The organism is Octadecabacter dasysiphoniae (genome assembly GCF_021532615.1).
In the GTDB taxonomy this organism is placed as follows: domain Bacteria; phylum Pseudomonadota; class Alphaproteobacteria; order Rhodobacterales; family Rhodobacteraceae; genus Octadecabacter; species Octadecabacter dasysiphoniae.
This window is the reverse complement of the sequence record NZ_JAKGAQ010000001.1, coordinates 814152-834050: the sequence shown is the minus strand read 5'-3', so window position 1 is coordinate 834050 and position 19899 is coordinate 814152. Positions and strand designations below refer to the sequence as shown.

20 protein-coding genes are annotated in these 19899 nt (G+C 56.8%); 10 read left to right on the top strand and 10 right to left on the bottom strand.

Annotation, left to right across the window (positions count from 1 at the left end; all coding sequences use genetic code 11):
* Positions 1 to 65: 65 nt before the first annotated feature.
* Positions 66 to 233, bottom strand: coding sequence for a DUF2256 domain-containing protein (locus tag L0664_RS04140; protein ID WP_235224358.1), 168 nt, complete (start codon positions 231 to 233; stop codon positions 66 to 68).
* A gap of 1 nt (position 234) precedes the next feature.
* Positions 235 to 1722 (bottom strand): FAD-binding domain-containing protein, encoded by a 1488-nt coding sequence (locus L0664_RS04135; protein ID WP_235224357.1) that lies wholly within the window; start codon positions 1720 to 1722, stop codon positions 235 to 237.
* A gap of 83 nt (positions 1723 to 1805) precedes the next feature.
* On the opposite strand from L0664_RS04135, the gene pepN reads away from it, so the two are divergent.
* The 3 genes from pepN to L0664_RS04120 are packed head-to-tail and all read left to right on the top strand — an operon-like array spanning position 1806 to position 5298.
* Positions 1806 to 4367, top strand: coding sequence for an aminopeptidase N (pepN, locus tag L0664_RS04130; protein ID WP_235224356.1), 2562 nt, complete (start codon positions 1806 to 1808; stop codon positions 4365 to 4367).
* A 50-nt stretch (positions 4368 to 4417) separates the two neighbouring features.
* Positions 4418 to 4882, top strand: a complete 465-nt coding sequence (locus L0664_RS04125; protein WP_235224355.1) for a hypothetical protein — start codon at positions 4418 to 4420, stop codon at positions 4880 to 4882.
* 53 nt (positions 4883 to 4935) lie between these two features.
* On the top strand, positions 4936 to 5298 hold the full coding sequence (locus L0664_RS04120; protein ID WP_235224354.1) for a hypothetical protein: 363 nt from the start codon (positions 4936 to 4938) through the stop codon (positions 5296 to 5298).
* Here the strand turns inward: L0664_RS04120 and L0664_RS04115 are convergent.
* Positions 5295 to 6113 (bottom strand): transglycosylase SLT domain-containing protein, encoded by an 819-nt coding sequence (locus tag L0664_RS04115; protein WP_235224353.1) that lies wholly within the window; start codon positions 6111 to 6113, stop codon positions 5295 to 5297. The two genes, L0664_RS04120 and L0664_RS04115, sit on opposite strands and share 4 nt — an antisense overlap.
* A 186-nt stretch (positions 6114 to 6299) precedes the next feature.
* On the opposite strand from L0664_RS04115, the gene gatB reads away from it, so the two are divergent.
* Complete coding sequence (gene gatB, locus L0664_RS04110) at positions 6300 to 7820, top strand: Asp-tRNA(Asn)/Glu-tRNA(Gln) amidotransferase subunit GatB (RefSeq protein WP_235224352.1); 1521 nt, start codon at positions 6300 to 6302, stop codon at positions 7818 to 7820.
* 117 nt (positions 7821 to 7937) lie between these two features.
* Complete coding sequence (locus L0664_RS04105) at positions 7938 to 8465, top strand: DUF4177 domain-containing protein (RefSeq protein ID WP_235224351.1); 528 nt, start codon at positions 7938 to 7940, stop codon at positions 8463 to 8465.
* A gap of 3 nt (positions 8466 to 8468) precedes the next feature.
* On the opposite strand, the gene L0664_RS04100 is transcribed toward L0664_RS04105, so the two are convergent.
* On the bottom strand, positions 8469 to 8723 hold the full coding sequence (locus L0664_RS04100; protein ID WP_235224350.1) for a BolA family protein: 255 nt from the start codon (positions 8721 to 8723) through the stop codon (positions 8469 to 8471).
* Between the two features lie 74 nt (positions 8724 to 8797).
* Between L0664_RS04100 and L0664_RS04095 the strand changes: the two genes are divergently transcribed.
* Complete coding sequence (locus L0664_RS04095) at positions 8798 to 9430, top strand: DnaJ domain-containing protein (protein WP_235224349.1); 633 nt, start codon at positions 8798 to 8800, stop codon at positions 9428 to 9430.
* Between the two features lies 1 nt (position 9431).
* On the opposite strand, the gene L0664_RS04090 is transcribed toward L0664_RS04095, so the two are convergent.
* The 5 genes from L0664_RS04090 to L0664_RS04070 form a co-directional block, all read right to left on the bottom strand.
* Positions 9432 to 9965, bottom strand: a complete 534-nt coding sequence (locus L0664_RS04090; protein ID WP_235224348.1) for a hypothetical protein — start codon at positions 9963 to 9965, stop codon at positions 9432 to 9434.
* Positions 9966 to 10067: 102 nt separating this feature from the next.
* Positions 10068 to 10493, bottom strand: coding sequence for a hypothetical protein (locus L0664_RS04085; RefSeq protein WP_235224347.1), 426 nt, complete (start codon positions 10491 to 10493; stop codon positions 10068 to 10070).
* Between the two features lie 83 nt (positions 10494 to 10576).
* The gene (gene msrB, locus L0664_RS04080) at positions 10577 to 11053 is read right to left on the bottom strand and encodes a peptide-methionine (R)-S-oxide reductase MsrB (protein WP_235224346.1); all 477 of its coding nucleotides are present in this window, start codon (positions 11051 to 11053) and stop codon (positions 10577 to 10579) included.
* A gap of 113 nt (positions 11054 to 11166) precedes the next feature.
* On the bottom strand, positions 11167 to 11868 hold the full coding sequence (locus tag L0664_RS04075; protein WP_235224345.1) for an anti-sigma factor: 702 nt from the start codon (positions 11866 to 11868) through the stop codon (positions 11167 to 11169).
* On the bottom strand, positions 11865 to 12407 hold the full coding sequence (locus L0664_RS04070; protein WP_235224344.1) for a sigma-70 family RNA polymerase sigma factor: 543 nt from the start codon (positions 12405 to 12407) through the stop codon (positions 11865 to 11867). Before L0664_RS04070 ends, L0664_RS04075 begins: the two co-directional genes overlap by 4 nt.
* A 158-nt stretch (positions 12408 to 12565) precedes the next feature.
* Between L0664_RS04070 and cobS the strand changes: the two genes are divergently transcribed.
* From cobS to L0664_RS04050, 4 genes are all read left to right on the top strand, one after another.
* Complete coding sequence (gene cobS, locus L0664_RS04065; RefSeq protein ID WP_235224343.1) at positions 12566 to 13555, top strand: cobaltochelatase subunit CobS; 990 nt, start codon at positions 12566 to 12568, stop codon at positions 13553 to 13555.
* 413 nt (positions 13556 to 13968) lie between these two features.
* Positions 13969 to 15843, top strand: a complete 1875-nt coding sequence (cobT, locus tag L0664_RS04060) for a cobaltochelatase subunit CobT (protein ID WP_235224342.1) — start codon at positions 13969 to 13971, stop codon at positions 15841 to 15843.
* 60 nt (positions 15844 to 15903) lie between these two features.
* Positions 15904 to 17721, top strand: a complete 1818-nt coding sequence (locus L0664_RS04055) for an aminopeptidase P family protein (protein ID WP_235224341.1) — start codon at positions 15904 to 15906, stop codon at positions 17719 to 17721.
* Between the two features lie 96 nt (positions 17722 to 17817).
* Positions 17818 to 18159: a DUF427 domain-containing protein gene (locus L0664_RS04050; protein ID WP_235224340.1), complete on the top strand. Its 342-nt coding sequence runs from the start codon at positions 17818 to 17820 to the stop codon at positions 18157 to 18159.
* A gap of 23 nt (positions 18160 to 18182) precedes the next feature.
* On the opposite strand, the gene L0664_RS04045 is transcribed toward L0664_RS04050, so the two are convergent.
* Positions 18183 to 19871, bottom strand: coding sequence for a chloride channel protein (locus L0664_RS04045; protein WP_235224339.1), 1689 nt, complete (start codon positions 19869 to 19871; stop codon positions 18183 to 18185).
* Positions 19872 to 19899: the final 28 nt, after the last annotated feature.

Genomic DNA, 19899 nt, shown 5'->3' with positions numbered 1-19899 from the left:
CAGGATTTAGGGCAGAAGTTTCCGATAGGCAACAAAGGCACAGCAATCTGTATCGTGCGACACTTTCAAATCTTGGGCGATGATGGGCCACGCGGGCGTTCGCGGCGGCATCGATCCGAACAATACCGCACCTCATCCCAGACCTTTTCCCATTTTTTGCGCCATGTGAACGGGCGACCACAGGTTGCGCATATCTTTTCAGGAAGATTGGATTTCTTGATGTTTCTCGGCATGTTATAAATCAAAGCTCAACTGGTTTTGGTCTTTCCGTTTTGCTGTCTTGGCGCGGCTGCGATCATTCACAAACCGGCCCTGCCGATCTTTGCGCGATGCGTGTTTATCTATCACCACAGCGGCCTCTGCGCGAAACCTATCGCCTTTGCGTACATCCCAAATGCGCGCACGCGCCTGTCCTGCCGCCGCCTTGGCATCCACAATCGGGGGTGGATATGACAGACTTTGTGCACCCTCCCAAAGCCATGGTTCTTGCACGTATTGGTCGGGAACATTGGCCAGCTCCGGCACCCAGCGGCGGGTGAAAATACCCTGCGGATCCTGATCAAACCCCTGCTTGATCGGGTTGTAGATCCGCACCGTGTTCATGCCTGTCGTACCCGATTGCATCTGCACCTGTGACCAATGGATGCCCGGTTCATAATCCGTGAACATCCGCGCCAGATGTGGCCCGCTTGCGCGCCAATCCAGCCACAGATGATAGGACGCGACCGCCTGCAACATCGATCGCATTCGAAAGTTCAACCACCCCGTCGCGATGAGGCTGCGCATGCAGGCATCCACGAACGGCAAACCTGTTTCGCCCTTTTCCCACGGCGCGCGCAAGGCCACATTATCCCCGCGCATCCCTTCATACGCAGAGTGCAGGCATCGGGTTTCTATGCCGGGCTGGTCTTCCAGTTTTTGCATGAAATGATCGCGCCACGCGAGACGGGATTGAAATGATTTCAATGACTTTGCCCAAACCGGATCAAAGGTTTCGCGTTGCCGCGCCGCCGTCGCCTGCGCCGCTTCTCGGATGGTGATCGTGCCAGCGGCGAAATGCGGCGACAATCGCGAACAGGCCCATTCCCCATCAAGGGGCGAGGACATTGCGCGGCGATAGTCACGCCCCCGCTGCGTTAAAAACCCACCCAGCAACGACAAGGCCTGCGCACGTCCACCGGACTGGCGATCAGGGCAATGATCGGGCGGGCCAGCGGGGATTGGATCAGATAGCGCGGCCACGCCGTTCAGCGTGCGCGGTGGATCGATCACAGTGCCAAACACATGGGCATCGCGCGCCTTTGCCCAACCATTGCGTGATTTCAATCGACGCACCACGCCTGAACCGGTAAATTCATCAAACTGGACACCCTGCCCGCGCGCCCAGGCAATCACACGTTTATCGCGCGCAAAGGTCCATGCATTGCCCGTTTCTTCATGCGCGAGAAGATGTGTCACCCCGTGGGTTGCGCGCAGGCGTTCTAACACCTCAACAGCATCGCCCGATCTAATCACCAGCGGCGCCCCCGAAGCCTGTAAATCTTTGCCCAAGGTTTCCAGACAATCGCGAATAAACGCCCATTGCCGCCCGCTGGTGTCCGGCAGTTTCCAATATTCAGGTTCAACGATGTACAATGGCAAAACACGCGCGCCCGCAGGCACAGCGGCAAGCGCTGCGTGATCTTGCACCCGCAGATCGCGTTTGAACCAGACAATATACATCGTGCTTTCAGATAGCCCGCGCACCCTTGTTCGCCAGCCCCCGCCGCCATAGGTTTCCACCAACCCTAGATCGGAGCCCCCCCATGAAAGACGCAAGCCCCCAAACAATCCACCTGAGCGATTATCGACCTTTCGCCTACACCGTGGACAGCGTGCATCTGACATTCCGGCTGGCGCCCAAAGCCACGCGGGTCATCAGCAAAATCGCATTCAGCCCGAACGCCGCCTTTCCCGGTGAATTTTTCCTTCACGGGCAAGACGTTAAACTGATCTGGGCCAAGATTGATGGTGTGGACGTGACGCCAGATGTGACCGACGCAGGCCTGACCTGCGCCGTTCCAGATGCGCCGTTCGTTTGGGAGGCCGAGGTCGAAATTTCACCTGCTACGAACACCGCACTCGAAGGGCTTTACACATCAAACGGCATGTATTGCACCCAGTGCGAGGCCGAAGGTTTTCGCAAGATCACATTCTACCCCGACCGACCCGATGTTATGTCGGTCTTCACCGTACGGATCGAGGGCGATTTGCCCGTGTTGTTGTCAAACGGTAATCCGGTCAACAGCGGCGACGGCTGGGCCGAATGGCACGACCCGTGGCCCAAACCCGCCTATCTTTTTGCACTGGTTGCAGGCGATCTGGCCGCCCATCCGGGATCATTTACGACCATGTCGGGCAAAGATGTCGCGCTTAACATTTATGTGCGTCCCGGTGCGGATGAAGGAAAATGCGCCTTCGGGATGGAGGCGCTCAAGCGATCCATGAAATGGGACGAAGACGTCTACGGGCGCGAATATGACCTCGATATTTTCAACATCGTGGCCGTGGACGATTTCAACATGGGGGCAATGGAAAACAAGGGGCTAAATGTCTTTAACTCCTCCTGCGTTCTGGCATCCCCCGAGACCAGCACAGATGCGAATTTTGAGAGGATCGAGGCGATTATCGCCCATGAATATTTCCACAATTGGACAGGCAATCGCATCACGTGCCGCGACTGGTTCCAGCTGTGTCTCAAAGAGGGTCTGACGGTGTTTCGCGACCAGCAATACACCGGCGATCAGGGCAGCCATGCCGTCAAGCGGATCGAAGACGCGATTACCATGCGTTCGCGCCAATTTCGCGAAGACAACGGCCCGCTAGCCCACCCCGTGCGCCCCGAAAGCTTTATTGAGATCAATAACTTCTACACGATCACCGTCTATGAAAAAGGCGCTGAGGTGATCGGGATGCTTAAGCGGTTGGTCGGGGATGAAGCCTATTACAAAGCATGCGATCTTTATTTTGAACGTCACGATGGCGACGCTGCGACCATCGAGGACTGGTTACAAGTGTTCGAGGACACGACGGGGCGCGATCTGACCCGATTCAAACGCTGGTATGCGCAGGCAGGCACCCCGCGGCTGACGATCAGCGATGATTACGCGGACGGAACCTACACGCTGCATTTCACCCAAACCACGCCGGCCACACCCGGACAGGATGAAAAAGCCCCCCAAGTGATCCCAATCGCGGTAGGTTTGTTGTCCCAAAACGGCGAAGAAGTGCAGCCGACGGTGGTTCTTGAAATGACCGAAACCTACCAGAGCTTTCGTTTTGACGGCTTAACGGAAAAACCGATCCCGTCGATCCTGCGCGACTTTTCTGCGCCGGTGATTTTGCAACGCGAACAGACAAACGCAGAACGCGCGTTTTTGATGGCCCATGACACCGACCCTTTTAACAAATGGGATGCTGGGCGTGCATTGGCGCGGGATGTTCTTACAAAAATGATAACGAAGGACGCAGCGCCAGATATCGCCTACCTTGATGGGGTTGCGGCGATTTTGCGCGATGACAGTCTTGATCCTGCGTTTCGTGCATTGGCGATATCGCTCCCGTCGGAGGACGATATGGCGCAGGCCTTGCATGACGACGCAGTTACGCCCGATCCCCTCGCGATCCACCGCGCCTGTGAGGCGCTCAAGGTCGCGATGGCGCAGCACGTTCAGGATATATTACCGCGCATCATGGCCGACATGATCGTTTCGGGACCGTATTCACCGGATGCCAAATCTGCCGGAAAACGCAGCCTTGGACGTGCGGCATTGATGTTACTGACCCGTATTGATGGCGGCGCGGCGGCTGCCAAGACATATGCCGAGGCCGACAACATGACGATGCAACTGGCCGGATTGTCGGCCTTGCTGATGATCGGCAAAGGGGACGCGCAAAGCGAAGCCTTCCGCGATCAATGGCGCAACGATCGCCTTGTGATGGACAAATGGTTCGGGCTTGCCGTGGCAATGGCCCCACCCGAAAAGGCCGCAATGGTTGCGCAGGCCCTAACGCAAGAACCTGATTTCGACATGAAAAACCCGAACCGGTTTCGCGCTGTATTTGGCGCACTTGCGGGGAATGCAGCGGGCTTTCACGACCCGTCCGGCGATGCCTATCGTCTTCTCGGGACATGGTTGATCAAGCTGGATGCAATCAACCCGCAGACCACGGCCCGCATGACAACCGCATTCGAAACATGGCGGCGCTACGGCGTCACGCGCCAGACGCAGATGCGTGAAGTTCTTGAAAATATTGCAGCGACTTCGGGTCTTTCACGTGACACCGCGGAAATGGTTGGCCGGATGTTGGGGAATCCTGCTTCCTGATTGATGGATCGGGCGCTAATTTGATGGCGTTTATGTTAAGGAATTCATCAATGCCCGTTCTCATCGCACGTCTTGGCATTATTGGTGCCGCCTATTTCTGGGCCCAGCGCGCGCGCAACGCCCGTCATATGATCGGTGATGTGGGTGATATGGCGAACGATGTGCGACTGGCCGCGCGTCGGTTCGGGTTCAGTCGCAAGATGAACGTGCACCCCGTCGAAAGCATCGAAGACTCGCGCCTTGCAGTGGCGTCCATCGCGACGGCATTCATTGAACTTGATGACCTTCCCACCGCCGAGGCCGAAGAAATGGAAGTGCTGGGGCGCTGGTTCATGTCAGAATGTGGCGGCGCAGAACCTGCCATCGCCCGGCTGTCGCGCAAACTTTATAAACTGGGCGGTGCCGAGCAGATGGAACCCCTTTTGGCCGTTCTTAAGGGAGCCGTAAAAGACAACCTGAGCGCACGGCAGCGCGACGCCCTTGACGATATCACCCGGGCCATGCGCGTTCGATGATCTACAGGTTCGAAAGGCGCGGACGGCGACCTGCAACCATTATTGCCGTTTTGATGATCTGGGCCGGGTTGTTCGCGCTTTGGGCGGGGTTGGACATGGCGACCTGGATCGCGCTGTTTCTTGCGGCTTTCACCCTGCCTGCCCTGTGGGATATTATTCGCGATCCGCGCAACACGATTGAAGTCTGGCCGAACCGGATTGTCTGGTCCTCTACGCTGGGTCAGGGGGATCGCACGGATGTTGATCATGTCCGCTTAAACCGCCGGTTTGACGGGACGTTCAAGGCGACGCTGGTTCATGTTGGCGGGGCGACAACGCGCCTGCCCCCCGATATTGCACCGCCCGTTGATGCATTTGAGGCCGCGCTGAAAGATGCAGGCATCGCGTCACAGCGCCACCCCTTTTCGCCGATCTAGCCGTCGTTCATCGTCGATAGCGTTGCCTGAACTGTTGGGCGGGCCTGCGGGCGGATCGAATTGCGGGCGACGCAATAGTCCTGCCGCCGCGTCCAAGCCGACATTTCAGCGATTTTGGCTCGGTTCGTCATCGGGCCCCAGTCAGCGGCCACACCACGCCAGCGGCTGTCGCGCACCGCAATGGCGTTGTCGCGCGGCACCGTCACATTCATGATACGAACGGCACAACTCAGATTATCTTCGGGGTCTTTCAGCGCCTCGCCGGTGGTGGCGCGACACCCGTATCTGCGCGCAGTGTCAGGATAAATTTGCAAAAGTCCGAACCACAGATTGCCACCGCCCACGGCAGTCGGGCGATAGGTGCTTTCGTGCTTGGCCAGCGCGCTCATCATGCCGACCCAGAACGCGCGGCGCAAATGCGGCGGGTTTTCTTCGTATGCCGGGCACCAATTGGCGATGTCACGCGGCACGGTATCCTGCATGTCGCTGCCGTGGGCGCGCAAGGCCGCCAGTGCCGCACGGGTCCAACTGTCGGATCCGCGTTGGAAATCCCAGCGGGTATCAGGGATGTAATTCGTGCGCATCACGGGGCGCATCGTCGGGTTTTGCGACAGCACCACCGGATAGCGCACCATGTGAACTGGCCGCACGGTCGGGCGCGCAGCCGCAAGTGCCATGCGCGCCGCCTCGGCACGTATGGTTTCCGCATCAATGCGGCTGAGGGGACGGGTCTGCGTCGTCGGGCCTTGCGCCAGAACGGCACTGCCCAATGCAATAGCAAGGATCCCCCCCAGGAGAGCCCGAATAGCAAACATGAGCACGACCATGGCGCGGGCAATCAGATTCGGCAAGAAAATCGCGCATTTCCGGCGCGTTACGGGCGGTTTTTCACCCAGCCCCACAAGATATTGCGCCCCAAGGTGCACCAACCCCAATGCACGTGCTTGAAGCCCCGCGCGCGCAGGTCTATTCAGGCCACGAACACGATAGCGGAGTACGACATGCTGGACCTTTCCTATGACAGCCCAAAAGTGAAAACGATTTCCGGTGTGACCGGCGATTGGGAGCTTGTGATCGGGCTTGAAGTCCACGCGCAGGTCGCCACCAAAGCCAAACTGTTTTCCGGTGCATCGACTGAATTTGGTGCCGAACCCAACAGCAACGTCGCCTTTGTGGACGCGGGCATGCCCGGCATGTTGCCCGTCATCAACGAAGAATGCGTCGCCTTTGCGGTGAAAACTGGCCTTGGCCTGAAGGCGGAAATCAATTTGATGTCCGCGTTTGACCGCAAGAACTATTTTTACCCTGATCTGCCCCAAGGCTACCAGATTTCACAACTGTACCACCCGATCGTGGGCACCGGCGAAGTGCTGGTTGAAATGGGCCCCGGCCCGTTTGAAGGCACAGCGCGCAATGTGCGCATTGAACGCATCCACCTTGAACAGGACGCCGGTAAATCCATCCATGACATGGACCCGACGATGTCGTTCGTGGATTTGAACCGCACAGGCGTCGCGCTGATGGAAATCGTCAGCTTTCCCGACATTCGCGGCCCGGAAGAAGCCGCCGCCTATGTGGGTAAGTTGCGCCAGATCATGCGGTACTTGGGCACCTGCGACGGCAACATGCAAAACGGCAACCTGCGTGCGGATGTGAACGTGTCTGTCTGCCGCCCCGGTGACTACGAGAAGTTTCAGGAAACTGGCGATTTCGGTGTTCTCGGCACGCGTTGCGAAATTAAGAACATGAACTCTATGCGGTTCATTCAGGCGGCAATCGACCATGAGGCCCGCCGCCAGATCGCCATCATCGAAGACGGCGGTGAGATCGTTCAGGAAACACGCCTGTATGACCCCGACAAAGACGAAACACGGTCTATGCGGTCCAAAGAAGAAGCGCATGATTACCGCTATTTCCCTGATCCTGATCTGCTGCCATTGGAAATCGAACAGGCGTGGGTCGACGACATTGCCGCGTCCCTTCCCGAGTTGCCGGACGCCAAAAAGGCGCGGTTCGTTTCAGATTTCGGACTGTCTGACTATGACGCGTCAGTGCTGACAGCAGACGTTGCCAACGCCGCATTTTTCGAGGCTGTGGCCGAGGGCGGCGACGGCAAGCTCGCGGCGAATTGGGTCATCAATGAACTGTTCGGCCGTCTTAAGAAGGACGACAAGGACATTACCGATAGCCCGATTTCTGCTGCCCGATTGGCGCAGATCGTCGCGCTTATCAAATCAGACAAGATCAGCGGCAAGATCGCCAAGGACGTGTTTGAAATCGCCTACACGCAGGACCGCGATCCGACAGAAATCGTGAAGACCGAAGGCATGGAGCAAGTTACAGACACTGGCGCCATTGAGGCGGCTGTGGACGAGATCATTGCCGCCAACCCCGATCAGGTTGCCAAAGCCAAAGAGAACCCAAAACTTGCGGGCTGGTTCGTGGGTCAGGTGATGAAGGCGACGGGTGGCAAAGCAAATCCTGCGGCGGTTAATAAGCTGGTAAGCCAGAAATTGAAGTAAATATTGGGGCGGCGCGCACCGCCCCTACTACCACTGGTGCAAACCTGAAAAATCCAATGATGTCTTTGCGTTGCGGGGCTTTCTTGATAGAAAGCTATAGGGCAGATGAGGGTTATTATGACAGGTTTTGAATACAAAGTGGTGCCAGCACCCATCCGCGGGCTTAAGGCAAAAGGCGTCAAAGGGACGCCCGCACGCTTTGCCAATGCACTGCAAACAGTGATGAATGACCTCGGCGCTGAGGGCTGGGAATACCAGCGCACAGACACCCTGCCCGTCGAAGAACGCCAAGGCCTGACGGGCAAATCCACGTCCTTTCAAAACATGCTGGTCTTTCGCCGCGTCTTGAATGCGCCCGTCGAAGATACCGCCGAAGTCGCCGCATTGATCGAAGACCAGTCAGAGGTTTTGGATGAACCGGAACCTATCGAAGAACCACAGGTAGAAGACGCGCCCGTCGAAGACATCGCTGCATCGACTGAGGGGGCCGTGGCCGAGTCACCGCAAGACCCCGAACAGGTTGCTGCACAAGACCGCGTGTCAGCCACCCTCAAGGCGCCGTTTGCGTTTCCGTGGAACAACCGTGCCGCCAACAAAGCCGGCAAGGACACGGGCGACACAGATAACAACATCCCTGCCGAATAGCGTTCAGGTGATCTGCAAGGTCAGCGCGTGGATTCGGCCTATGATGCCTGTACCAAGGGCGCTGTGAACCGCACGATGTTTGGCCATGCGTGACTTTCCTTCTAGCGAGGGGGCGCTGATTTCTACGCGCCAATGGCTTTCGCCAGACCCGTCATCACCGGCGTGACCTGCGTGTAAATGGCTTTCGTTGATCACCACCAAGGTGGTGGGCGCAAATGTCGCTTCTAAGGATGCGCGAATTTCGTCTTCCAAGCTCATTATTTTGTCTCCTGCCCCTTCAATCTCTCGACGGAAGGTCTATGCTCTATCGTCCGCGCAGGAAAGGTAATGCCATGACCAAAGATGATCCATTCGGTTTTAATATGTCGGTTTCGGCCAGCAAGAAGAAGAATCCGCGCGGTCGTCGTGGCATGTCGGGCGAATCCGAAACATCAAACCGTGTGTGCGAAAAACCCGGTTGTCAGGAAGCCGGCAAATACCGTGCGCCCAAGAATCCCGATGTGTTGGATGACTTTTACTGGTTCTGCAAAGACCACGTGCGCGAATACAATCTGGGCTGGAATTTCTTTGACGGCACGACCGAGGCCGAAATCAACGCCCAGCAGTCCAAGGATCGCGTGTGGGAACGTGAAACAACAGCCTTCAAAAAGTCGGACGAACAACGCGCGTGGGCCCGTCTTGGCGTAGATGATCCGCATCAGGTGCTGGGCCAGAACGCGACACAGAACCCAGGCAAATCAATCACCGGATCAACCCGTAAGTTGCCTGCGACGGAACGCAAAGCCATCGATATTCTGGAGGCCAAGGATCACTGGTCCAAGGCGGAAATACGCAAAGCCTACAAGAAACTCATCAAGGTTTTGCACCCCGACATGAATGGTGGGGACCGATCCCAAGAAGAACAATTGGGCGAGGTCGTTTGGGCGTGGGATCAGATCAAATCCAGCCGCCATTTCCGCACATGAATTAGCCCATGCGCCCTTGAAAACGGGGGCGCAGGGATTCGGGGTGATCAGGCAATGTCATGCGTGACGGGGTGAAAATCGAATCTCGTTCGCGTTGATAGATGCCCAACAGCATGTGCACGCCAAACAGGTTAAACGCCCACAACATTGCAAGCAAAGGCGCGCCAAACAGGGTGACCGTGACGATGAACGGCCCAAACATCGTGCCATAAAACGGCAGGGCAAGTGTGCCACCAATCAATGCCCCGATAAACGTGACCCAGATCGCGCCTGCGGCACCCCGCAGCGCACCAACTGCACCCGATTGTCCCATGCGATCACCCGCCAAGAACAGCGACACAAGACCGCCAAGGCCGGATGCAACTACAATCCAGGTTTGATACCAGCTTAACCCGGCGAACAAAGCGCCGCGATCAAGATGCAGGACAGCCAGATACCCCAGTCCGGCACTACAAATACCGACCAGAATAAAGGCCAACGCGCGTGCACGTTCGCCTTCTGTTAGTTTCCTGAATTTGCGCAAGGGTTGGCGCATACAGCCTCCGAAGTTTAGACGGACCGTATGGCGACCATTTGGGGCAAGCATATGGCATCGGATGCACAATGACGAAATGGACTGTTTCGCACGCAGGAACAGTTAATCGGCGTCAACTGCATTATCTACTGATTTCAAAAGGATAATCTGAAGCCCTGTCATACAGATAAGCCAGGTAATCCAGATCATAGGCTCCTCAACTCCGACAGCGAACAGGATCAGCGGTGCAAACATCGTGCCCAAACCCGGAAAAACGAATGTGCCCGCGATCATTGCACCAGCGACGGTCGACAAAAGCGCGCCAATCGCGGCCAAGACCCATCCACCAAGACCTTGGTGACCAAACATCGAACCGCATAATTTGCCAGCAATCCAAGCACTTGGCTCACTTATAAACACCAGCCAAAACCCGTTTAGCCCAAAATCACTTAGTTCTTTCGGACCCAGCGACAGCGCTAGTGCAATCGCGGTCAATGTCCCAACAAGCGAGATCGCGGTGGCAACATCGTTTCGTGTGTAATCCTGCATAAGACCCTGTCTTCCCTCGTTATTTGAAGGAAGGGATATCTTGCATGCCACGTTTCCCCGCACAGCAGTTGTGCAGGGTTTGCTTAGGCGGGGCGGAACACCAAAGACACGCCGTTCAGGCAATGGCGCTGGCCAGTGGGCGCAGGACCATCGCTAAAAATATGCCCGAGGTGGCTGCCGCAGCGATCACAGTGGCATTCTGTGCGCGCCATGAACAATCGGTTATCGGCCTTTGTTTCAATCGCATCGGGGAGCACATCAAAGAACGATGGCCAACCCGTGCGGCTGTCATATTTCGCGTCTGAGGAATAAAGCGCCTGATCGCAGCCACGACAGTGATAGATACCGTCTGCATAATTCTTATCCAATGGCGACGACCCTGCCCTTTCTGTGCCTTCTTGGCGCATCACACGAAACTGCGTGTTGGTCAGCATGGCGCGCCATTCTGCCTCCGTGCGCGTGACCTCAAACGGGCCTTCGGCGGCGGTTACGCTGGATGTGCCAAACGCGGCCGCGAATGGTGCGGCGAGTGCTGACAGTGAAAAAATGCGGCGGTTCATCATAGTCTCCTGAAAAGTCTTTGACACTGTATAGGGACGGCGCCGCCCAAACGGGACGCATATTCACAGGATGCACGCAGTTGTGACCAAACTGCGACCTGTCGTGAGGCCGCTTAACCAGCTGTTATCTGACCCACCGCAAGGATCGTTCCCGTCGGCGCACCTGTTGGCGATCCGCCCAGTGGTTCATCGGACACAGCCATCACGCCCCCTGCAAGCAATCGGCGCATGTCCTGCGAAATCGCAAATTCGGTGAATTTGGTGCCTTTGTTCAACACGCCCAGCGATACAGGTGCATTCCCGTCGGCGATCAGCCAAAGTTCGACGTCGCGCCCTTCAACGCGGTCCCCAACGCGCCATTCAACCGACAAGACACCGCTATCCTCAACAAAGGCTGCGGCGACGATGATGCTTTCGTCTTCTGCTGCGATCTGTGCCTCAAAGGTGGGTGCATTGGCTTGCATCAGAATGCCGATCTGAAGCGTGGCAAACAAAACAAGGGCAGCGGCCCCCGCCCCCAGAAACGCGGGCAAAATACCCAGCTGTTGCCACAGACGTTTGGGACTGTCGGGATAGGCTTCATTGGTAATTTTGCGCAAAAGGCCCTTTGGCGGCGTCACTGGGGCAATATCATCGCTCATCTGGGCAAATCGCATGTCCCAATCTTCGACCAAATCACCAAAGACACGGTCAATCCGCGCGCGGCGTTCGGCCTGAACCAAATCTTCACCCGACAACAGCCCAAGGCTCAACTCCGCGGCGAGCATATCGTCGCGCGAAAAGTCGTCCTCTGGAATGTCCATGTCATCGCTCATCGGGTCATGCAGTCTTTCAGGCTCATCAGGCTGCGGCGCAGCCAGGTTCTCATGGTGTTCAGCGGCACATCGAAACGCCCCGCAAGATCGGCATATGTGTCACCATCCAGATAGGCACCGCGCACGGCAGCGGCCCTATTGGGGTTCAGTTCGTCCAGACAGGCATCAATGCGCGCCCGTTCAGAACTGGCCACCGCCGATGCCTCTGGTCCCGGTCCGGGTTCAACCATCTCCGGCACGTCGTCTAGCTGGCGGCTCGGTTTGATGCGGCGCAATCTGTCAATCGCACGGTTGCGCGCAATCGTCGCAAGCCAACTGATCGGGCTGGCCTTGCCGCTTGAAAATGTTTCAGCGCCGCCCTGCCACAACCGCAAATAAACCTCCTGCAAGACATCCTCTGATGCGGCGCGGTCTTTTAAGACACGCAGGATAATCCCAAAAAGTTTCGCAGAAGTCGCAGAATAAAGGGCTTCGAACGCAGCGCGATCATGCAGCGCCACCCGCTGGATCATGTCTTCGATGTCTTCGCGTGTCGTCATTACCGGAATTGCCCCTCGCCTGCATGTAACAATGACCATTCCACCGATTGAACACAAGCATCGCCAAGGCCCCGGCTTCCCCTTGCGAAGGCCCGCGTTATATTGCATCCAAAGCACAGCTTGTAACTTGAAAAATCAACGCAAAGGCACCCACGCATATGGCCGACGGAAATCTTGACCCGATGATGAAACCAACCGAAGAGATTTCGGTCCGCGACGTGTTTGGCATCGACACTGACATGAAGGTCAAAGGGTTCGCACCGGGTACGTCCGATCGTGTGCCTGAAATCGACCCGACCTATAAGTTCGATCCTGACACAACGATGGCGATTTTGGCTGGTTTTGGCTACAACCGCCGCGTGATGGTGCAAGGCTATCACGGCACAGGTAAATCAACGCACATCGAACAGGTCGGTGCGCGTCTGAACTGGCCGACCGTGCGTGTGAACCTTGATTCTCACATCTCCCGGATCGATCTGATCGGTAAAGACGCCATCAAACTGCGTGACGGTGTACAGGTGACAGAATTCCACGAGGGTATCCTTCCGTGGGCCCTGCGCAACCCTGTCGCCATCGTGTTTGATGAATACGACGCTGGCCGTGCCGACGTGATGTTCGTGATCCAGCGCGTACTGGAAACCGACGGTAAGCTGACATTGATGGATCAGAACACGATCATCGAACCGAACCCGAATTTCCGCCTGTTCGCGACGGCCAACACTGTTGGTCTTGGCGACACGACGGGCCTGTATCACGGCACCCAGCAGATCAACCAAGCGCAGATGGACCGCTGGTCCTTGGTTGCGACGTTGAACTACCTGAGCCATGACGCGGAAACGCAGATCGTGTTGTCCAAGGCGCCGACGTTTAACACAGAACATGGTCGCAAGACCGTCAGCCAGATGGTGACCGTCGCCGACCTGACCCGCACCGCGTTCATGAACGGCGATCTGTCGACCGTCATGTCCCCGCGCACCGTCATCGCATGGGCCGAAAACGCGCGAATTTTCCAAGACGTCGGCTACGCCTTCCGCCTGAGTTTCCTCAATAAATGTGACGAGCTTGAACGCCAAACCGTGGCCGAGTTCTACCAGCGGTGTTTTGATGAGGAACTGCCGGAAAGTGCAGCGAGCTTGAGCTTGGGATAGTTAAGTCCCGACGCATTTTAGATTGGTAAGCTAATTGGAATTTTTTTTTGATGGCGTTTGGATTACGATAAGCGGCAAATCTGGAACGATTTTCACGACAGGGTTCCCAGCGTTTCTTTTGTCTTGGGTTTGCGCTGCCTTCCTATTTTTCTTACTCAAATGGTGGAATTTGTACTTCAGCGCGAACGATGAATGGCCGAAAGGGGTTTGGTCGTGGGGCGGAGCAATTTTATTGATTTGCGTGTTTTTCTTCGCTTTTATTGTGCCGCTAGCGAGTATGCTATGCAGCAACCCAATCACTTGCAAATTGCACCCACGTGCCGATAATCCCGAGACATGGATGGTTAGCCCAGACCGAGCTATTGAACTTGGGTTCGAAATGGAAATGAGATGAACATCTTGGACCACCAGAAATGAACAAACCAACCGACAACCCTGCTGATCCGTTCAAAAAGGCTCTAGCCGAGGCCACGAAGGTCATGGCGGATGATCCTGAATTGTCGGTGACGTTCACCGTGGACCCCCCCGGTGCGACTGCGGAAACGGTGCGCCTGCCGCAGGTGTCACGCCGCATGACCCGCGAAGAAGTATTGATCGCACGCGGCACGGCCGATGCCTTTGCGCTGCGTCACAAGTATCACGATGCCAAAGTGTCCGCTAAATATATGCCGCAAGGCCAAATGGCGCAGGACCTTTATACCGCTATGGAAAACGCGCGGGTTGAGGCTGTGGGCGCGCGCCATATGCCGGGAACCGCGGGCAATATCGACGCCAAGATCGGCAATGAGGCGATCCGCAAGGGCTATGATCAAGTTCGCGAAGCGAGTGAGGCCCCGCTGGCCACCGCTGCTGGATACCTGATCCGTCACCTTGCCACCGGGCGCGATATGCCGCGCGGGGCGGCGAACGTGATGGATCTGTGGCGCGGGTTTATTGAGGACAATTGCGGCGGCACGCTCGAAAACCTGCAAGACACGCTTGAGGATCAAGCGGCGTTCGCCAAATTCGCCCGCCAGATCATTCAGGATATGGGCTACGGCGACCAGTTGGGCGACGATCCTGACGACATGGGCGATCAGGACGAAGAGGCGAACGCGGGCGACGAGGAAGAGAACGAACCGGAATCCACGGGCCAAGACGACGGCGATGAGGACGAAACCGAAGGCACGCCCGAGCAGTCCCAAGAGGAACAGCAAGACGCCGCCGAAGCACAGGTCAGCATGGACGATTCCGCGGAATCCGAGATGGCCGAAGAAGCCGACATGCCCGAGGGTGAGGCCCCGATGGAGCCCCCCGCCCCCCAGCCTGTTTCAGACGCGGACCCGAATTACATCGTTTATACAACAGACCATGACGAAGAAATTGGCGCCGAAGATTTGGCCGAACCGGCCGAACTTGAACGCCTGCGCGCCTATCTGGATCAGCAGCTTGAACCACTTAAAGGCGCTGTGTCGCGACTGGCGAACAAATTGCAGCGCCGCCTTCAGGCGCAACAAAACCGGTCTTGGTCGTTTGATCAGGAAGAAGGTATTTTGGATGCAGGCCGCTTGGCGCGCGTTGTCGCAAACCCGACAACCCCGCTGAGTTTCAAGGTAGAGCAAGACACCGAATTTCGCGACACCTGCGTGACGCTGCTGCTGGACAACTCCGGTTCTATGCGCGGACGCCCGATTTCGATTGCCGCGATCTGTGCTGACGTGCTGGCCCGCACCTTGGAACGCTGTTCCGTGAAGGTTGAAATTCTGGGCTTTACGACGAAAGCCTGGAAAGGTGGGCTGTCGCGCGAAGGCTGGTTGGCCGAGGGCCGCCCGCAACAGCCAGGCCGCCTGAATGATCTACGCCACATCATTTACAAACGCGCCGACGCGCCGTGGCGCCGCAGCCGCGACAACCTTGGGCTGATGATGAAAGAAGGCCTTCTCAAGGAAAATATCGACGGCGAGGCGCTGGAATGGGCGCACCGCCGCATGGCCGCCCGCCCCGAAGCGCGTAAAGTTCTGATGGTAATCTCAGATGGCGCGCCTGTGGACGATTCCACGTTGTCGGTGAATCCCGCCAACTATCTTGAAAAGCACTTGCGCGACGTGATCGCCATGGTCGAAAAACGCAAAGCCGTTGAATTGATCGCCATTGGTATCGGCCACGACGTGACGCGCTATTACGACAAGGCCGTGACGATTACGGATGTGGAACAATTGGCCGGTGCCATGACGGAGCAATTGGCATCGCTGTTTGATTCCGATCCACGCAAACGGGCGCGGGTTTTGGGGATGCGCAAAGCTGGCTGATATTAGTCACTGCGGCCCCCTAAGAGCGGATATTTAAGAACCAAAGAAACGAGGACGCGCATGTTTCAAACCTTTGAAGTGACGTCATCACCGGAAACGGGGCCAGCACGATTAGCCGCATTGCGTGTAGAAATGCAAAGGGGCGCTGTTGATGGTTTTATCGTGCCACGTGCAGATCGGTTTCAGGGGGAATATGTCGCCCCAAGCGATGATCGATTGGCATGGCTGACGGGGTTCACTGGTTCAGCCGGGTTCGCCTGTATTCTACCCGACATTGCAGGCGTATTTATCGACGGGCGTTACCGTGTGCAGGTCCAAAGCCAAATTGCCGAGGTGTTCACGCCGGTTCACTGGCCAGAGGTCCAGCTGGGCGATTGGGTGCGGGACCACCTATCCGAACGCAGCGTTGTCGGTTATGATCCGTGGCTCCACACGGTGGCGCAAATTCGGGAACTGACCAAATCGCTTGAAGGGTCGCTCATAGAATTGCGGCCGATTGAAAATCTGGTGGACATAATCTGGGAGGATCGTCCTGCCCCGCCGAAAAACCCAATCCGTGTGCATCCCGACACGGTGGCAGGCGAAAGATTTTTGGACAAGTGCAGCCGACTTGGCGCTGATTTGAAAAAGAACGGGATAAATCGTGCGTTCATTGCCCTGCCAGATTCAATCTGTTGGCTGTTGAATATTCGCGGCACAGATATTCCGCGCAATCCGGTCGTGCATGCCTTTGCCATTCTGGATGACACGGGGCGCGTACAGCTTTTGACCGACGCACCAATTGATGATCAGGTGCGTGCCCATTTCGGGGATCAGGTTGATGTGCACAGCTTTGATGACCTTGATGTGCTTCTTTCCAGGATGGCCGACAGCGCGTTACAAATTGATCCCGCCACGACACCGCGGGCGGTCTTGTCCATGCTTGAAACCCGCGCGGCACAAGATCCGACATTTACGATTGCCGAGGCCGAGGACCCCTGCATCCTCCCCAAAGCCCGCAAGAATTCGGTTGAGATTGAAGGCAGCCGCGCGGCCCATTTGCGGGACGGCGCGGCCATGGTGCGGTTTTTGGCGTGGCTGGACGTTGAAGCGCCGACAGGCGGGCTGTGCGAAATTGATGTGGTCACACAACTTGAAAGGTTCCGGCGCGACACCAATGCCTTGCACGATATTTCGTTTGAAACCATCAGCGGTGCGGGGCCAAACGGGGCCATCGTCCATTATCGCGTGAACGAGGACACGAACCGGCCTGTAAAACTGGGTGAATTGTTGCTGGTGGATTCGGGGGGGCAATACCTTGACGGGACCACGGATATCACCCGCACGATTGCCGTCGGTGATGTCGGTAAGGATGAAAAATCCTGCTATACTCGCGTGCTGCAAGGGATGACCGCCATTAGCCGTGTGCGGTTTCCATCCGGCGTGCGTGGATCTGATTTAGATGCTTTGGCGCGCTATCCGTTGTGGTTGGCGGGTCAGGATTATGATCACGGAACGGGTCACGGCGTCGGGTCTTATTTATCAGTCCACGAGGGCCCTCAGGGTATTTCGCGCAAGGCTGCAACGCCGCTTGAGGTGGGCATGATCCTGTCAAACGAACCCGGGTATTACCGCGAAGGTGCCTTTGGTATCCGCATTGAAAACCTGATCACCGTCAAAGACGCGGACACCGTGGCGGGGGGGGACGACCGACCGATGATGGATTTTGAGACGCTAACGTTTGTTCCTTTTGATCGTCAGCTAATTGATGTGACGCTGCTGTCAGGCAGCGAACGTGCATGGATTGATCGCTACCACTCTGATACGCTGGAAAAAATCGGTCCGCTTGTGGATGGCGCTGCACTCGATTGGCTTACCAAAGCCTGTGCACCACTCTAGTCATCCAATCGTATAATTCACTGTGTCAAACCAGTGTTTGGACTGTTCCTTGATCATGGGGATCACTGGAAAATCGCCTTTGGGGGAAAGAAAATAATGTCAGATCATATCAAAATTCGGCCGGCATCCGGTACATGGGTCGTGCGCGCGGCAGGTGCCGTTTTGGGCGAAAGCAGCAATGCGCTTGAACTCAGCGAAGGTGATTATCCGGCGGTGATCTATTTCCCACGCGGTGATATATCAATGGCGTTCTTTGACACGTCCGAAACGCAATCAACCTGTCCGCACAAGGGCGTCGCGACCCACTACAATCTGGAAGCCAAAAGCGGTACTTTTGCCGATGCGGCGTGGTCTTATGAAGACCCGAAGGACAGTGTCGCACAGATCTCCGAATATATGGCGTTCTACACATCCAAAGTCGCGGTTGAACAACTTTAATCGTGGGCCGTATATGCGGGTGATTAGCTGTGTTCCTCAGCAGCGGTTGCGGCCAATGCGCGATTGAATGCGCGCAATGCATCAATCTGGAACAGCGCGCCGCGCAATTCCGGTGGGCCATCGCCCATCGCGGGCGCGACGACAGGAATGAAGTTTGATCCTGTGGCTTCAAGGATTGGCATGGCTTGGTCTAAGGTCTTGTCCTCAAACACATATGTGCCCTCAAGGATCAGGGCTGCACAGGCCTCCGCATCCGCGGCGCGGGGGTGATCCACACCGCGCATGACGCTTGCCACTTTGAAGGTGCCCAACAAATAGGCCTGCGGTCCGGCGGCCAGATGCACATCGCGCCGTTCAAGTTGCGTCAGGAAAAAGCTGCGATCCACTAGGCGTGACGCCAGCGCAGAGGACAGCGATACAGACACCATCACCGCAATACCTGTCTGCCAGTCCCCCGTAAGTTCGAACACAATCAGAGTTGTCGAAATCGGCGCGCCAAGGACTGCGGCGGTGACAGCACCCATGCCTGCCAAGGCGTATAGCGTGCCCTCCCCCGACACATCGGGAAAGATGCCCGTGGCGACGATGCCAAATGCCAATCCCGTCAGCGCCCCGACCATAAGAGACGGTGAAAACACGCCGCCGCCCATGCGCCCGGCCATGGTGATGGCAACCGCGATGATCTTGATAAAGACGAACACCACCGCTTCATGCATAAGCAGACGGCCCGTCAACGCATCCGACGTGGTTTCATAGCCAACACCAATGATATGGGGGTAATAGATCGCCAAAGCGCCCAGCAGCGTTCCCGCCACCATGGGCCGCAGGTAACGCGGCAATCCGATGCGGCCCTGAATTTTTGTGCCGATGTCATCCGCCCAAAAGATCGCGCGCATTAAGACGACAGCGACCAAACCACACACCAATCCAAGGATCAGGAACGCTGGCAGTTCCACATAAAACGCGAGCACATTCTGGTTCGGAATCAAAAACTCGGTCACATCGCCGTAGACAAGGCGGTTGATCACGGTGCCCGCCACGGACGCGATGACAATCGGGGCAAAGGCGTGCACGGCAAAATGGCGCAACACGACCTCAAGCGCGAACAAAGCCCCGGCAATCGGCGCGTTAAAGCTGGCAGAGACCGCGGCAGCCACCGCGCAGCCCAACAAATCGCGCCCCGTAATCCCATCGGCGCGCATCAAACGGCACACCCATGTTGAAATGATCGAGGCGAGGTGCACGACTGGCCCCTCTCGCCCTGTGGATCCGCCTGTCGAAAGCGTAATGAACGACGCCAATGCCGATGCCGCGCCTTTGCGCCGTTCAACCCGACCATCATAAAGGGCCGCACCTTCGATGACGTCAGCGACAGAGCGCACACGCCCGTCATCGGTAAAGCGATGCAAAATCAATCCAACAACCAAACCACCTGCCATCGGGATAAGAAGAATCCACCACCAATCCAGCCGCGCGGCGTCTGATCGCAAATGGGCGATATCTTCTGTCTGGTACAGCCACGCCTGAAACGTCTCAATTCCGAAGCGAAAGCCAATGGCGGCAAAACTGGCCATGATGCCGACGATCAGGGCAATAAACCAGAACTGCACTTGGGACGGGCCACGATTGCGGATCACCGCCCACGTATCGCGACAGGCACAAAGGGCGTCATCAACCCCTTTCCCGATCAGCGATTTTTGCGGCTCCGCCATGTCTTTCCCCTACCGCGCGTCTGCCCTA